This window comes from Pseudomonas sp. GL_139_B, assembly GCF_057834475.1.
Genome location: NZ_CM174403.1, coordinates 454733 through 470081, shown reverse-complemented (window position 1 = coordinate 470081; position 15349 = coordinate 454733). Strand labels below are relative to the sequence as shown.

Annotated in this window: 16 protein-coding genes and 1 pseudogene; 12 read left to right on the top strand and 5 right to left on the bottom strand. The window is 55.1% G+C overall.

Annotated features, from left to right (window positions below; genetic code table 11):
• The first annotated feature begins 12 nt into the window (after positions 1-12).
• The 6 genes from AC3ISI_RS02155 (at position 13) to queC (ending at position 4922) form a co-directional block, all read left to right on the top strand.
• Positions 13-495, top strand: a complete 483-nt coding sequence (locus AC3ISI_RS02155; protein WP_489335267.1) for a hypothetical protein — start codon at positions 13-15, stop codon at positions 493-495.
• Complete coding sequence (locus AC3ISI_RS02150; protein ID WP_489335266.1) at positions 492-1688, top strand: beta-ketoacyl-[acyl-carrier-protein] synthase family protein; 1197 nt, start codon at positions 492-494, stop codon at positions 1686-1688. The genes AC3ISI_RS02155 and AC3ISI_RS02150 overlap by 4 nt, the downstream gene beginning before the upstream one ends.
• Positions 1685-2146 (top strand): hotdog family protein, encoded by a 462-nt coding sequence (locus tag AC3ISI_RS02145; protein ID WP_489335265.1) that lies wholly within the window; start codon positions 1685-1687, stop codon positions 2144-2146. The genes AC3ISI_RS02150 and AC3ISI_RS02145 overlap by 4 nt, the downstream gene beginning before the upstream one ends.
• A complete protein-coding gene (gene fabG / locus AC3ISI_RS02140; RefSeq protein WP_489335264.1) occupies positions 2143-2871 on the top strand; it encodes a 3-oxoacyl-ACP reductase FabG in 729 nt (242 codons plus the stop codon). The genes AC3ISI_RS02145 and fabG overlap by 4 nt, the downstream gene beginning before the upstream one ends.
• Positions 2871-4097: a beta-ketoacyl-ACP synthase gene (locus AC3ISI_RS02135; RefSeq protein ID WP_489335263.1), complete on the top strand. Its 1227-nt coding sequence runs from the start codon at positions 2871-2873 to the stop codon at positions 4095-4097. The genes fabG and AC3ISI_RS02135 overlap by 1 nt, the downstream gene beginning before the upstream one ends.
• Positions 4098-4223: 126 nt before the next feature.
• Positions 4224-4922: a 7-cyano-7-deazaguanine synthase QueC gene (queC, locus tag AC3ISI_RS02130; RefSeq protein ID WP_489335262.1), complete on the top strand. Its 699-nt coding sequence runs from the start codon at positions 4224-4226 to the stop codon at positions 4920-4922.
• Positions 4923-4966: 44 nt separating this feature from the next.
• Here the strand turns inward: queC and AC3ISI_RS02125 are convergent, their stop codons facing one another.
• Both AC3ISI_RS02125 and AC3ISI_RS02120 read right to left on the bottom strand, forming a co-directional pair.
• A complete protein-coding gene (locus AC3ISI_RS02125; protein ID WP_489335261.1) occupies positions 4967-5845 on the bottom strand; it encodes a queuosine precursor transporter in 879 nt (292 codons plus the stop codon).
• Positions 5842-6421, bottom strand: a pseudogene (locus AC3ISI_RS02120) (helix-turn-helix transcriptional regulator). Before AC3ISI_RS02120 ends, AC3ISI_RS02125 begins: the two are co-directional and overlap by 4 nt.
• 461 nt (positions 6422-6882) lie before the next feature.
• On the opposite strand from AC3ISI_RS02120, the gene AC3ISI_RS02115 reads away from it, so the two are divergent.
• Positions 6883-7257 (top strand): DUF6124 family protein, encoded by a 375-nt coding sequence (locus AC3ISI_RS02115; RefSeq protein WP_489335260.1) that lies wholly within the window; start codon positions 6883-6885, stop codon positions 7255-7257.
• Positions 7258-7294: 37 nt separating this feature from the next.
• Entirely contained in the window at positions 7295-7582 is a 288-nt protein-coding gene (locus AC3ISI_RS02110; RefSeq protein ID WP_489335259.1) for a hypothetical protein, read from the top strand.
• Positions 7583-7946: 364 nt separating this feature from the next.
• On the opposite strand, the gene AC3ISI_RS02105 is transcribed toward AC3ISI_RS02110, so the two are convergent.
• Both AC3ISI_RS02105 and AC3ISI_RS02100 read right to left on the bottom strand, forming a co-directional pair.
• Positions 7947-8234, bottom strand: coding sequence for an addiction module antidote protein (locus AC3ISI_RS02105; protein ID WP_007943750.1), 288 nt, complete (start codon positions 8232-8234; stop codon positions 7947-7949).
• A gap of 143 nt (positions 8235-8377) precedes the next feature.
• Complete coding sequence (locus AC3ISI_RS02100; protein ID WP_489335258.1) at positions 8378-9283, bottom strand: LysR family transcriptional regulator; 906 nt, start codon at positions 9281-9283, stop codon at positions 8378-8380.
• Positions 9284-9401: 118 nt separating this feature from the next.
• Here AC3ISI_RS02100 and AC3ISI_RS02095 point away from each other — a divergent pair, with 118 nt between their 5' ends.
• From AC3ISI_RS02095 to AC3ISI_RS02080, 4 genes are all read left to right on the top strand, one after another.
• On the top strand, positions 9402-10679 hold the full coding sequence (locus AC3ISI_RS02095; RefSeq protein WP_489335257.1) for an MFS transporter: 1278 nt from the start codon (positions 9402-9404) through the stop codon (positions 10677-10679).
• A gap of 192 nt (positions 10680-10871) precedes the next feature.
• Entirely contained in the window at positions 10872-12029 is a 1158-nt protein-coding gene (locus AC3ISI_RS02090; protein WP_489335256.1) for an AAA family ATPase, read from the top strand.
• Positions 12026-12670, top strand: coding sequence for a retron system putative HNH endonuclease (locus AC3ISI_RS02085; RefSeq protein WP_489335254.1), 645 nt, complete (start codon positions 12026-12028; stop codon positions 12668-12670). The genes AC3ISI_RS02090 and AC3ISI_RS02085 overlap by 4 nt, the downstream gene beginning before the upstream one ends.
• Before the next feature lie 96 nt (positions 12671-12766).
• On the top strand, positions 12767-14122 hold the full coding sequence (locus AC3ISI_RS02080; RefSeq protein ID WP_489335253.1) for an IS4 family transposase: 1356 nt from the start codon (positions 12767-12769) through the stop codon (positions 14120-14122).
• A gap of 45 nt (positions 14123-14167) precedes the next feature.
• Here AC3ISI_RS02080 and hemE read toward each other — a convergent pair whose 3' ends face one another.
• Positions 14168-15235, bottom strand: a complete 1068-nt coding sequence (gene hemE, locus AC3ISI_RS02075) for a uroporphyrinogen decarboxylase (RefSeq protein WP_489335252.1) — start codon at positions 15233-15235, stop codon at positions 14168-14170.
• Positions 15236-15349: the final 114 nt, after the last annotated feature.

The following is a 15349-nucleotide window of genomic DNA, read 5'->3' as shown; positions in this document are numbered from 1 at the left end:
AGGTAATGCCTGATGACCCGTTTTATGCTCCTGGGGTGCCTGCTGTTGCTGAGCGCTTGCGCCGGCCGGGCACCGCTGCCCGAGCACCTGCCAAACCTGACGCTGCCCCTGCAAATGCACATCCAGCGCCTGGAGGCCGACCAACGTCAGGACTGGGTATTGGTGATCCAGCATGAAGACGCCGGCCTTCGCTGGTCGATGATGGACTTGCTGGGCATTCCACAGGCGCGTCAGATTTTGATCGACGGCAAGTGGCAGGCCGACGGTCTGTTGCCGCCCAACCCGGAAGCCCGGGAGCTGTTCGCCGCGTTGCTGTTTGCCCTGACCCCCAAAGATGAACTGTCGGACAACTATCCCACCGCTTGGCAGCACGGCAAGCAACGCTCCTTTCCAAAGCGCTGGGAGGTCAGTTATTCACAACCCATGAGCTTTGAATTGAACCTGCCAAAGGGGCCCCGGTATCAAGTCACGCCACTGAGCGGGGAGGCGCCATGACGGCTTATCTGAACGCCCTCGGTGTGATCTGCGCGTTGGGACGTGGCAAACGCGAAGTCGCCGCCCATCTGTTTGCCGGCGATTGCTCAGGTCTGCGTACCGAAACCGGCTGGGTGCCGGAGCGTGCGTTGCCAGTGGCGGCGGTGAGCGGCGAACTGGCGCCGGTCCCGGTTGAACTGAAAAAGCAAAACACCCGCAACAACCAGTTGTTGATGGAAGCCGCGCTGCAAATTCGCAAAGAGATTGACCAGGCGATCCAGACTTATGGCCGTGATCGTATCGGCGTGATTCTGGGCACCAGCACCTCGGGCATCGATGAAGCCAGCCGTGGGTTGGCCCATTACATCCGCGAGCAGGAATTCCCTGCCGAGTACGACTATCAGCAACAGGAACTCGGCGCGCCGGCCAACTTCCTGGCCGATTGGCTGCAATTGAGTGGCCCGGCCTATGTGATTTCCACCGCCTGCACCTCCAGCGCACGGGCGTTGATGAGTGCCCAACGGCTGCTGGATCTGGGCCTGTGCGACGCGGTGTTGTGCGGCGGCGTCGACAGCTTGTGCAAACTGACCTTGAACGGTTTCTCGGCGCTGGAAGCGGTGTCCGGGCAGCGCTGCAATCCGTTCTCGGTCAACCGCGACGGCATCAACATCGGTGAGGCGGCCGTGTTGTTTCTAATGACCAAAAACGCCGGAGATGGCCAGGCCATCGCCCTGCTCGGCAGTGGCGCCAGTTCCGATGCACACCATATCTCTGCGCCGGAACCGACCGGCCGGGGTGCCTTGCAAGCCATGAACAAAGCCCTGAACCGGGCCAACCTGCAACCGCAGCAGATCCATTACCTGAATCTGCACGGAACCGCGACCCAGCACAACGACGCCATGGAAAGCTTCGCCGTGGCGGCGCTGTTCCCGCAAGGCGTGCCCTGCTCGTCGACCAAGCCGATGACCGGTCACACCCTCGGCGCTGCCGGTGCCCTGGAAGCTGCGTTCTGCTGGCTGAGCCTGAGCCCGGACAACCGTGAGCACGCCCTGCCACCCCATATCTGGGACGCCCAGCCCGACCCGTTGCTGCCCGCCTTGCATTGGGTGACCCCGGCCGATCGCCTGACGTCCATTGCACCACGCTACCTGATGAGCAATTCCTTCGCCTTCGGTGGCAACAACGTCAGCCTGATTATCGGAGACGCACCATGATTGACTGGCCGCTCGCCGAGTTGCTGCCGCACGCTGGCGACATGATCCTTATCGAGCAGATCCTGGCATTCGATGAAGAGCAGATTCACACTCGCCTGACCGTCAGACCCGGCGGTCTGTTCAACAATTTCGATGGCAGCCTGCCGGCCTGGGTCGGCATCGAACTGATGGCCCAGAGCGTTGCCGCCTTTGCCGGTTGCCGTGCGCGCCAGCGCGGTGATGCCGTGGAGTTGGGTTTTCTGCTCGGCAGCCGTAAATTCGAATGCAACGTCGAGCAGTTCCCGGCCGGCACCGAACTGACTATCCACGGCATTCGTTCGCTGGAAGACGACAATGGCATGGGCGTATTCGAATGCCATATCAACGCCCCCGGCATCCACGCCAGCGCCCGCCTGAACGTGTATCGTCCGCCTCAGGCCGCGCAATATCTTCATGAACCCCAAGGAGTCCAGTCATGACTGAATCCGTACTGGTCACCGGTTCCAGCCGTGGCATCGGCCGCGCCATCGCCTTGCGTCTGGCCCAGGCCGGGCATGACATCGTGGTGCATTGCCGCAGCGGTCTGGCGGACGCCATCGCCGTGAAAGGTGAAATCGAAGCCTTGGGCCGCCATGCACGCGTCCTGCAATTCGACGTCTGCGACCGCGCCACCTGCAAAGCCATTCTTGAAGCCGATGTCGAAGCCCACGGGGCCTATTACGGCGTGGTGCTTAATGCAGGCCTGACCCGCGACGGTGCTTTTCCTGCGCTGAGCGAGGATGATTGGGATGTGGTGATGCGCACCAACCTCGACGGTTTCTATAACGTGCTGCACCCGGTGATGATGCCGATGATCCGTCGTCGCGCCGCCGGGCGAGTTGTCTGCATCACCTCGGTTTCCGGCTTGATCGGCAACCGCGGCCAGGTCAACTACAGCGCCTCCAAGGCCGGCCTGATCGGCGCGGCCAAGGCGCTGGCGATTGAATTGGGCAAGCGCAAAATCACCGTCAATTGTGTCGCACCCGGCCTGATCGATACCGCCATGCTCGATGAAAACGTGCCCGTGGAAGAACTGATGAAAATGATCCCCGCACAACGCATGGGCACCCCGGAAGAGGTGGCCGGCGCGGTGAATTTCCTGATGTCGGCGGAAGCGTCGTACATCACCCGGCAGGTTCTGGCCGTCAATGGAGGCCTGTGCTGATGAAGCGCGTTGTTGTCACCGGCATGGCCGGCATTACCTCGTTGGGCAGCGACTGGGAAACCATCGCCGGCAATTTCGCCGCCAATCGCAGCGGTATTCGCCGCATGGACGAGTGGGATCGTTTCACCGAACTCAACACGCGCCTGGCCGGCCCCATCGATGACTTCAAGGTCCCGAGCCACTGGACCCGCAAGCAACTGCGTAGCATGGGCCGGGTGTCGCGGCTGGCTGTGGGCGCTGCCGAGCAAGCGCTGGCCGATGCTGGACTGCTGGGCGACGAGTCGATCAAGGACGGACGCATGGGGGTCGCTTGCGGCTCATCCACCGGCAGCACCGACGAGATCAAAGCGTTTGGCAACATGCTGCTCAACTCGGTGGCCGAAGGCCTGAACGCCAACTCCTATGTACGGATGATGCCGCACACCACAGCCGCGAACATCAGCATTTTCTTCGGCCTCACCGGTCGATTGATCCCGACGTCCAGCGCCTGCACCAGCGGCAGCCAGGGCATCGGTTACGCCTACGAATCGATCAAGTTCGGCCGTCTGCCGCTGATGCTCGCCGGCGGTGCCGAAGAGCTGTGCCCGACCGAAGCCATGGTCTTCGACGCGCTGTACGCCACCAGCCTGAAAAACGACGCCCCGCAATCCACCCCTCGACCTTATGACAAGGGCCGCGACGGTCTGGTGATCGGCGAAGGCGGCGGCATGCTGGTGCTTGAAGAGCTGGAACACGCTCTGGCTCGCGGCGCGCGAATTCACGCCGAACTCGTCGGCTTCGGCAGCAACGCCGACGGCCAGCACACCACGCGCCCCGAGCAACTGACCATGCGCCGCGCCATGGAACTGGCCCTGGAAGACGCCGGGCTTCAGCCTTCAGACATTGGCTACGTGAACGGCCACGGCACTGCGACAGAACAAGGCGACATCGCCGAAACACTGGCGACCAGCGCATTGTTCGGCGAACACATGCCGATCAGTTCGCAGAAAAGCTTCCTCGGTCATACCTTGGGTGCCTGCGGCGCGCTGGAATCCTGGTTCAGCATCGAAATGATGAACCGCGATTTGTATGCACACACCCTCAACCTGGATGAGGTCGATCCGCATTGCGGCAAGCTGGATTACCTGCGCGGCGAGTTTCGGCAGATGAGTAACCAGTATGTGATGAACAACAACTTCGCCTTCGGCGGTGTGAATACTTCGCTGATTTTTCGGCGTTGGTCATAAGGACCGAACAGACACAAACGGAAGGTGGAGTACTCCATTTCGGAAACGTCCGACAACCAGAATTGAGGCTTTGCGCTAGGTTCAATGCCCCGTGATATGTCGGGGCATCACAAGGACGAACGAACCATGACTAAAAAGGCCGTTATCGTTTTCAGCGGTGGACAGGACTCCACCACCTGCTTGATTCATGCGTTGCCGCTTTACGATGAAATCCACTGCATTACGTTCGACTATGGCCAGCGCCACCGCGCGGAAATTGAGGTGGCGCAGCAGCTTTCGAAAGAGCTTGGCGTGACCGTGCACAAGGTGCTGGACACTACGTTGTTGAATGAACTGGCAATCAGTAGTTTGACGCGCGATAACATTCCAGTACCCAGTGTGAATAGCTCTGGAGAAAGCCTGCCAAGCACCTTTGTGCCCGGTAGAAATATTCTGTTTTTAACCTTGGCCTCTATTTATGCCTATCAAGTTCGCGCCGAGGCTGTCATCACAGGTGTTTGCGAGACGGATTTCTCTGGCTACCCGGATTGCCGTGACGAATTTGTCAGGGCTTTGCATAAAGCAATTGAACTGGGCATGGACTACAAACTGCGCATTGAAACGCCGCTCATGTGGTTGAACAAGGCAGAAACATGGGCGCTTGCCGAGCAGCATGGACAGTTGGAGTTTGTTCAGCACCAGACACTGACTTGCTACAACGGAATAATGGGTACTGGATGCGCGAATTGCGATGCGTGCAATCTTCGCGCGAAAGGGCTGAATGAGTTTCTGCAGAATAAGTCGGCGGTTATGAAGAGTCTGGAAAACAAACAAAAACTTAAATAGTGAAAATTTAGGGGAAGCCATATCACTTCCCCTTTTTGTACGTCTTAGGCGCTAACGACATATCGTTTAAATAGGGACCTTGCTCCATAGGCAGGCAAAATATTAAAAACAGCGAAGCACATTTTTATGGCAATTTGAACATAAACGATATTAAGTATTTCGGCATTACTCATCGATCCGTAAAATGCAATAAAACAAAAAATAAAACTGTCTATTATCACGGCAAAAAACGTGCTTAAAAAAACCCGCAAAAATAAAAACCTAGAGTTTGTAAGCTGCTTTATCTTACTCAACAAATACGAGTTCACGTATTCTGAAAAAACGAAGGATATCGAGGAGGCCACCAGCACGGACAATACATGACTCATGACCTCGCCATATGCCACATTAAGACTCCATCCAGACAAACTGGGAAGATAGCTTGTAGCGCCAAGCAAAAAAACAACAATAATATTAGTTACAAAAGTAAATAATATGGCTTTTCTCGCAAGTCCAAGCCCATAAAACTCGTTTAACATATCAACTATCAAAAATGTCAAGGGATAGAGAAATACTCCTGGAGTGACGACTATGTCAAGCCAATCTATGTATACAAGTTTGGTCGCAGCAATATTTGTGAACATATATAACGTAAACAGCAATAGATTTAAAGCAACATAAATCATCCATGATTTCTCATGTCTGTCAGCTATATCATAAGCAGTCAAAACACCTCCCCGCGAGTAGAATTTTTTGTATATGCTTTTTATTTCACCCCGATTTAAATCGTCGATGATTTCACTTCTCAACAATTCGTCTATCTTAATTTTAATAACCTTTCCTGTTCCTGTAGACGTGACCATAATGACAGCAATGTTCTTGCTACTCTCAAATCCTAATAGTTTGTATTTTCTGTTTTCTGACTCAGCATTGTCGGACTTCAAAATCTTTCCTCCACTATTTCTCCGACAACGCAAACACCTTCAGAGTCACAAGACGATTCATTAGTTATAAATAGTGTCTTTGTGACCTCGTCGTACGCGAGTATTTCTCCACCATTATTCGCCAGACCTTTTTTAACTATCAACAAGTCGCCCGCCTCATTTGCCCCGCTAATATCACTTTCCAAAAGCACACCTATTAAATTACAGGCCTCACCATAGAGGATGAGTAGTGGCCAGTTCACCAATCCTTTTATCAAGACTCCTAACCAATAAACTTTCTTTAATTATTGGAACCGCAGCGGGATTCATATTTCCTAATAAAGAAGCACTGCTCTCTATCATTTCTCTCTCTTCGAAATCGACACTCTCTATTTCTTTATATGAGACCCCAAAAAAATCAGATATTTTTCGAATGGTGGATTGCTGTACGTTCACTACCCTCCCTTCCAAGATGTTATATATCGTCGTTCTGGTCAAACCACTGGAATTACACAATGAAAGCTGCGTCTCGCCTCGGCTTTTTATTAAGTATTTAATATTATTTTTCAGATTTTCTGTTTTTTCTTTCTTATACATTTAACAGCCACCATATGTTTACGTTCCCAAAGAGCCACATCAGCGCCAAACACCCGTAGTCATGATTTACTCGAGATCAGCTCTCTACATCCTAGCCGCTGCATAAATTACAACACCGTAAACAAGACAAACATTCGTTAGATAATGTTTCACAGTTACAGCCCTGCGAAACTATCGACACGCCAAAAGAAATTTCTGACAGAAATAGGGAAGCGCAAATGCGTATAACCAGCGCATACCAGTCGACCAAAATCGCAAGTTTTCAGCAATGTCTTTTCCGAAAAGGTACGGGGCTACCCGATAAGAATCATTTAATTAAGCAAATGTTTAATAGTTTGATTAACTACTTGAAATTTATAACGAAATGCTTTACCAACCAAAAAACTTGAGTACAGTGACAAACCACTTCCATTTCAAGTTGTTGAATTGGCACTTTCTTAAATCTTGCAGGGAGCATCATCATGAAAAAAAATAAACCTACCTCCCCGGAATCAGCAGAACTTTCATCCGGCGACCTATCCAAACTCTCCGAAACCACCGAGCGCACCGTCAGCGCGCGCCTGCGCAATCCAAACCGCCCCGACCCTGTCAGCCATGTGTTCAGCATCAACCCGAACGTCGATACGGAGTCCTTGCTCTGTCATGCCACTGAAACCCTCGCCTCACTGAATGTGATGACCACCGACCTCGCCTGCGAGCTCGAAGGCTCGCTCCGCAACGAGGCATTGGCCATTCAGCAACTGGTCGTGCTGGCCGAGCTGATGGTCAACCGGGCCCTGGACATTCTTGACCCTCCCAGTGGGTTGTCTATGGCGCCATCCAACAGTCACCAATAAGTAGTCGCGTGCTCTTACACAATGGAGGTTTTTTGTCATGGATAGATACATGCCTATCACCGGCATCGATTGCACCATCGCTTCGTTGGTGATCGACACCGAAGCACCGCTGGACGTGCTGCACGAAACAGCGGCTTACCGCATCCGCACTGCGACCCAGCTGCTTGAAAGTTTCGCGTCTGGCGAGGGCATTCATAGTGAGCTCGCGCGGGTGTTGGTGACGTCATTGCGCGATGGTTGTGATTTGCTGGATGTCGTCGGGCGGCGATTGCAGGGGCAGGTTTCGGCGCAGCAAAGCAAATCGAGACAAGCACCTGCCGCGTAGTAACGGCGTCAGCGGAGTGGACAGTCGCGTTTCCAACAAGTGTGGCAACGGCCCCCGCGCTTGGCGCAGAGGCCGTTCAAACGCTTACTGAGCTTGGATCAACTTGCTTTCAGCAACGCCAGCACGACCGGTCTGATTGTCGACAGCTTGCAGGCTATTGCGCGTCTTGATTGGGGATCGGGGGGAGTGACTGAGCCAGCTAACGCTAAAACGACAAAGGGCGCCTTTCGGCGCCCCTTCACAAACAGGTCGGCTTGTCATCGCCCTGTACCTGTCTGGCTCTGCGATGGCTGGGTACCCAGGATCCTCAGAGTCTCACAAGCCCCTTTCGGGAACGGGGGGAGTATCGCTCAAAACATTCAATTCAGGTACTGGCGTGCAACTTCAATCCCAAAGCTTTCACGACTTTAAGGATCGTGCCGAACTCTGGATTCCCTTCCCCTGACAGTGCGCGGTAAAGGCTTTCCCGAGAGAGTCCTGCATCCCGTGCGACTTGGGTCATGCCGCGAGCCCGCGCAATGGTTCCGAGTGCTTTGGCAATAAACGCTGGGTCATCTCCCGCTTCTTCCATACAAGCGTCAAGGTAATTGGCCATGTCCTCTTCGGTCTTGAGGTACTCGGCAGAGTCCCAGCGCGTGAATTGTTCGGTCATGGGTTTTGCTCCTCCCAGGATCTTGCAATTAGCCTGGCCTGTTTGATGTCACGTGTTTGGCTGCTTTTGTCAGCTGCGAATCATGCGGCGAGTGCAGCTCTTGAGCTACACCTAATCACCCAAAAATTCTAATCAGTCGATACTCAAGCACGCCTCAATGGTTCAACCTTGCGCGTCAACAATTCAACAAACGCCTTCGCCATCGGCGACTTCTGATCCTTGCGCTGCACCAGCCACACCGCTGACACCGCCGCGGGATCCAGTAACGGTCGATAGACAACGCCATCAATGCGCATCCGCTGGTACGACGCTGGCAGCACCGACACGCCCAATCCCGCTGCGACCAAACCAATAATCGTCATCGCCTCACCCGCTTCCTGAGCAAAGTGCGGACTGAAACCGGCATCACGGGCCAGGCTGAGCAATTGTGCGTAGAGACCACTGCCGTAGCTGCGTGGGAAAAATACGAATGGCTCGAGTGCCAGTGCCGACAGGAACAGTCCGTCTTCGCTGCCGTTGACCAAGGGGTCCTTGGAGCTGAGAACCGCCACCAGTGGCTCGCGCATCAGTTCCACGACGCTGAGCGAGTCCGGCAACCCCAACGGTCGCATGATGCCGACCTCGATCGACTCGTCGACCAATGCATCGGCGACCTGAGTGCTGCTCATTTCCCGCAGGTTTAGGTGCACCGCCGGGAAGCGCTGGCGGAACGAAAAAATCGCCTGGGGAATGGTCGAGTTGAACGGAGCCGAGGACGTAAAGCCAATCTTCAGTTCACCGAGTTCGCCCAGCTGCGCACGTCGCGCCACATCGGCGGCTTTGTCGACCTGCGCCAGCGCCAACCGCGCCTCTTGTAGAAACAACCGACCGGCTTCGCTGAGTTCGACCCGACGATTGGTTCGCTCGAACAATCGCGCGCCGACTTCCTGTTCCAGTGCTTGAATCTGCTGGCTCAGCGGCGGTTGTGAGATGCCCAGCACCTGAGCGGCGCGGCCGAAGTGCAGTTCTTCAGCGACAGCGATGAAGTAGCGCAGATGACGCAATTCCATGAAAACCCCATTAGGTCGTGAAAGCTCTCAAACAGGTCGAACAATATATTGGATTGAATCATTAGGCAGCTATATGCTTTTTTCATTGCCTGACCGGCTGCGCCCTCCGAGGTCTATCGTGAAAACTGCTGTCGCCCCTCTTGCTCATGAAGTGCCGCCCGCAGCGGCGGACGATGTCGTCGCCGAGCTGAAAGAGATTTACATCGAAAAAGGCACGCCGATGTTCATGCGCACGGTGCTGGCGCTGTTCTCCGGCGGCTTCGCAACCTTCGCGTTGCTCTATTGTGTGCAGCCGATGATGCCGCTGTTGTCCCACGAGTACTCGATCAACGCGGCGCAGAGCAGCCTGATCCTGTCGGTCGCGACCGGCATGCTCGCCATCGGCCTGCTGATCACCGGCCCGATCTCCGACCGTGTCGGACGCAAACCCGTCATGGTCGCCGCCTTGTTCGCTGCCGCACTGTGCACCATGGCCAGCGCGATGATGCCGAGCTGGCACGGCGTGCTGGCGATGCGCGCATTGATCGGTTTGTCGTTGAGCGGCCTGGCGGCGGTGGCCATGACTTACCTGAGCGAAGAGATCCACCCGCAGCACATCGGCCTGGCCATGGGCTTGTACATCGGCGGTAACGCGATTGGCGGGATGTGCGGACGCTTGATCACCGGCGTGCTGATCGACTTCGTCAGCTGGCACACGGCAATGCTGGTGATTGGTGGCCTGGCCCTGATCGCGGCGGCGGTGTTCTGGAAAATCCTTCCCGAGTCCCGTAATTTTCGCGCCCGCTCGCTGCACCCGCGCAGCTTGCTTGACGGCTTCACCATGCACTTTCGCGATGCCGGTTTACCGTTGTTGTTTCTTGAAGCCTTTGTGCTGATGGGCGCGTTCGTCACGCTGTTCAACTACATCGGCTACCGACTGCTGGCCGAGCCGTATCACATGGGGCAAGCCTTCGTCGGATTGCTGTCGGTGGTGTATCTGTCGGGGATCTACAGCTCGGCGAAAATCGGTTCGCTGGCTGACAAGCTGGGTCGCCGCAAAGTGCTCTGGGCGACGATCGTGCTGATGCTCGCCGGCCTTGCCCTGACCCTGTTCACGCCGCTGCCGGTGGTGATCATCGGTATGTTGGTCTTTACCTTTGGCTTCTTTGCCGCGCACTCCGTGGCGAGCAGCTGGATTGGCCGTCGGGCGATCAAGGCCAAGGGGCAGGCGTCTTCGCTGTATCTGTTCAGCTATTACGCCGGGTCGAGTATTGCGGGGACGGCGGGCGGGGTGTTCTGGCACTTGGGCGGGTGGAACGGAATTGGAGTATTCATTGGTGCGTTGCTGGTGATTGCGTTGCTGGTGGCGTTGAAACTGGCGAAGTTGCCGCCGTTGCCGGGCACCGCACAGGTTTAGCCAGAACTGCGCCCTAGCGGTAATCGCGAGCCAAGGTACACTGACGACATTCGCCAGTCTTGGTAAAGGGAAGCCAGAATGCGCCTGGACCGTCTCCACATTCAGAATTTTCGTTGCTACGAGGATGCCACTTTCGATTTCTAGCCGGGTTTCAATCTGGTGGTGGGGGTTAACGGGAGTGGGAAGACTTCGTTGCTGCAGGCGGTTGCAGCCATCTTTCAGGACGTTGCCGCCGCTATGCCTGTTTATAGCGCGTTGCTGAGCGAAAAGGATACTCGATTTGTCATCGACAACTTCGATGGCCGGATTCGATTCGAACGCCAATACCCTGTTGTACTAGAGGCGAATGGCGATGTGTTCGGAGAGAGGTCTTGGTCAACATCTAAGTTACGTGCAGACGAAATGGTTTACCAAGACTCCGGCCTAGTTGCCGCAGTTAGAAAAAACGTCGATAGATTGAGTCAAAGCAAGGATTTTGATTTGCCTTTGCTAGCGTTCTACCGGGGCAATCGTAGATGGTCGACTACAAATGTTTCTGCGGAGTTCTCCGCCACCCAGAAAATCTCAAGGCTTGATGGATACAAAAATTGGTACGACGCTGCTACTGACATTCAAGACTTTGAAAGCTGGATCATCGGCAAGACATTGGAGCAACTGCAGTCAGTTCATCGTTCGACGTCCAACATGTCCATATTTGACGATGAATTAACCTGGATTAATGCTGCGCTGAAATACGCACTACCCGACTCGACGGGAATCTACTACGACCTGCCGTTGCGAAGTATTTTGGTGAGCCTAGGAGGCAGCAACCTTATCCCGTTTAATGAACTGAGTGATGGTCAGCGCGGCTTGATTGCTCTAATTGCGGACATCGCCCGCCGCATGTGTATTCTCAACCCACACATGGGAAGAGACGTACTGAAAAACACGTCGGGCGTGGTCATTATCGACGAGCTGGACATCCATTTACATCCAGCTTGGCAACGCAGCATTGTCCGGGCACTTAAACAGGCATTCCCCAAAGTTCAGTTCATCGCTGCCAGTCACTCGCCACAAATAATCGGGAGCCTGAAACCCGAAGAAGTCATTGTGCTTAGTAACGGCGATGCTTCCCACCCACGGGTCACCTACGGCTTGGATTCCAGCAGCGTGCTTGAGGAAGTCATGGGAGCTACACAACGTGAACCCGAGATTGAAAAAGAGCTCTCGAAGCTATTTTCAACACTTGAAGACAACGACCTCAAAAAAGCAAAGTCGCAACTTGAAGCACTGAAGAAAAAAGCCCCAGACCTTCCAGAGTTTGCCGGTGCCGAAGCGTTGATCCGGCGCAAGGAGATCCTCGGCAAATGAAGCGAGTGCTCAAAGGAACTGAACCCGCTTCGTTTACAGAATGGAAAAGCTCGGCAAATGATGAGTGGACGCCCACTTATCTGACGCTGCAAAACCCGCAAAAACGGGACCTTCACAACAGTTTGTTGATTGAGCAAGGATTTTTCTGCTGCTACTGCGGTAGGGAAATCGATGCTGACAGCAGTCATATCGAGCACTTCAGACCTCAAGAGCATTTCAAAGAACTGGCATTGGAGTATCAAAACCTCCATGCCTCTTGTCTGCGTGAAACCAAGCCAGGTAACCCATTGCATTGCGGCCACCGCAAGGGCAACTGGTTTGACGAAGGGCAGCATATCTCTCCAATGGACGAGCAATGTGAACTGCGCTTCCGATACCTGAGCACGGGCGAAATCCAACCAACAGACTCTAAAGACCTGCCAGCATCGAAGATGATTGAAGTGTTGTCGCTAGACATCGCCTACCTCAACAATCGTCGCCAGAGCACCATCCGACTCTTGTTCGATGACGAATTCATCACACAGGCCCATAAAGAAGACCTGATCCACCTCGTTGCGGTAATTCGCTCTACCGACATCCGCGACCAAAAACCTTTCGACCACATCATCGCCCGCTACGCCGAGCAACTTCTCGGTCGCTGAAAACAATCCAAAAAAAACGTCCGGCATTAGCCGCAATGCTGTTCACTTAAGGATTGTTGACTAATCCTTGTACAGCAGGAAAATCCGGAATCTGACATGGATTCCGGATTTTTTATGCCCGTCGCACAGGATTTGAACGCTGTTCTGGATTTCGCCGAGCAGCCGCTGTCTCGGCTTGAGGTGCTCACTGATCATATTCCTCGTGAATGGATCGAGGCTGCAGCCATGCTTGCCGACAAGGCCACCATCCGCCGCCGGCGCCTGCCTTCGGACATGGTGCTGTGGTTGGTAGTCGGCATGGCGTTCTTTAGGGGAGAGCCGATTGTCGAAGTCGCCCGTCGACTGAATATCTGTGCGGACGGTTTGGCCAACGAGGTCCTTCTGGCCAAGAGCGGACTCTCCCAAGCTCGGCAGCGTCTGGGCGATCAACCTGTAGCCTGGCTTTTTCAGCAGTGCGCCAAGGTCTGGGGGTACGAACGTTATCCGCAAGATGACTGGCACGGGCTTCAGGTCTTTGCCGTCGATGGTGCGTTGTTTCGAACTCAGGAAACCGAGCAGCTCAGAGCCCATTTCGGCTCAGGCAATACTTCTTCCGATCGCCAGACGCCTTATCCAGTGCTACGCCTTGTTGCGTTGATGAATGCCCACTCTCATATCATCGCCAATGCGGCCATTAGCCCTTATCGCAAGGGAGAAATCCCACTGGCCAAGGATTTTGTCGACGCCATTCCCAACCATTCGGTGACGCTGCTGGACAAAGGGTTTTTCAGTGCCGACTTGTTGTTGAGTATCCAAAACACGGCGGAAAATCGGCATTGGATGATCCCGGAACGTAAAGGTACAGTCCGCGCGGAGCTTGCGTGCTACGGCGATGGAGACTGCCTGGTACAGATGAAGGTCTCGCCGCAGGCAAGGAAAAAGAATCCACTATTGCCCGAGCACTGGCAAGTGCGGGCCGTCACCTATGAAGTCGAAGGGAAGGAAAAGACCGTCTTCACCTCACTGCCCGTCTCACAATTCAGTGCCGAACAAGTCGCCACCCTTTATCACGAGCGATGGGAAATCGAGCTGGGCTTCAGGGATATCAAAAGCTCAATGCAAGACAATGCCTTGACCCTTCGAAGCAAGACAGTTGATCTGGTGTACCAAGAATTATGGGGACTGCTACTGGCTTATAACGTGGTCCGCCGAGAAGCCAGTCAGGCTGCCGTTGCGCATAAGCGGGCGCCCAGTGAGGTGAGTTTCAAGTTTGCCTGCCAACACATCGCCAGCCACCTGGTGGTCATGGCAGGAGCAGTGTCGCCTTCGCACACGCCGAGACGCCTGGAAGAGCTTCGCGGCAGTATCGGCGTGCTCTTCATAACAAAACGCCCCAGGCCAGCGAGGCCCAGGGCGGTGAAGATGTCAAAAACCCGGTATCCGGTGAATCGCAATGCTGCACCGCTTAAGTGAACAGCATTGCGGCATTAGCCGGGCGTTTTCAATTTTGGGCGACGATCACTCGTGATACTGCGCCGACAACTCATGCACCGCGCGCAGGAACGCACCCGCATGTTCCGGATCAACTTCCGGCGTAATGCCATGCCCGAGGTTGAACACGTGGCCGCTGCCCTTGCCGTAGCTGGCGAGGATGCGGCCGACTTCGGTGCGAATGGCTTCTGGTTTTGCGTAAAGCACGGTCGGGTCCATGTTGCCTTGCAGGGCGACTTTGCTGCCGACGCGATCACGGGCACTGCCGATGTCGCAGGTCCAGTCCAGGCCCAGTGCATCAGCGCCGGCGTCGGCGATGCTTTCCAGCCACAGGCCGCCGTTTTTGGTGAAGAGGATGACCGGCACTTTGCGGCCTTCGTGTTCGCGGATCAGGCCGCTGACGATTTTCTTCATATAGGCCAGGGAGAATTCCTGGTACGCCGCCGCCGAGAGGCTGCCGCCCCAGCTGTCGAAGATTTGCACCGCTTGCGCGCCGGCCATGATCTGGCCGTTGAGGTAGCTGGTGACCGTCTGCGCGAGCTTGTCCAGCAGCAGGTGCAAGGCTTGCGGGTTGTCGTAGAGCATGGTTTTGGTCTTGCGGTAGTCTTTCGACGAGCCGCCTTCGACCATGTAAGTGGCCAGGGTCCATGGGCTGCCGGCAAAGCCGATCAGCGGCACGCGGCCGTTCAGTTCGCGGCGGATGGTGCTGACCGCGTCCATGACGTAACCGAGGTCTTTGTGCGGATCAGGAATCGGCAGGGCTTCGATGTCAGCCATCGTGCTGATGACTTTCTTGAAGCGCGGACCTTCACCGGTTTCGAAGTACAGGCCTTGGCCCATGGCATCCGGGATGGTGAGGATGTCGGAGAAGAGAATCGCCGCGTCCAGTTGTGGATAGCGGTCGAGCGGTTGCATCGTGACTTCGCAAGCGAACTCCGGGTTCATGCACAGGCTCATGAAGTCACCGGCCTTGGCACGGCTGGCGCGGTATTCAGGCAGGTAGCGACCGGCCTGACGCATCATCCACACTGGGGTGACGTCTACGGGTTGCTTGAGCAGGGCGCGAAGGAAACGGTCGTTCTTCAGGGCAGTCATGTCGGCATCCGGAAAAAAAGTGCGGGCATTTTCTCAGAGCGCGACGCAAAAGGCACGGATAGAGCCGAGCCTTTTGTCTATCGGGTCAATTTGTCGCGGGGGAATGCGCCATTT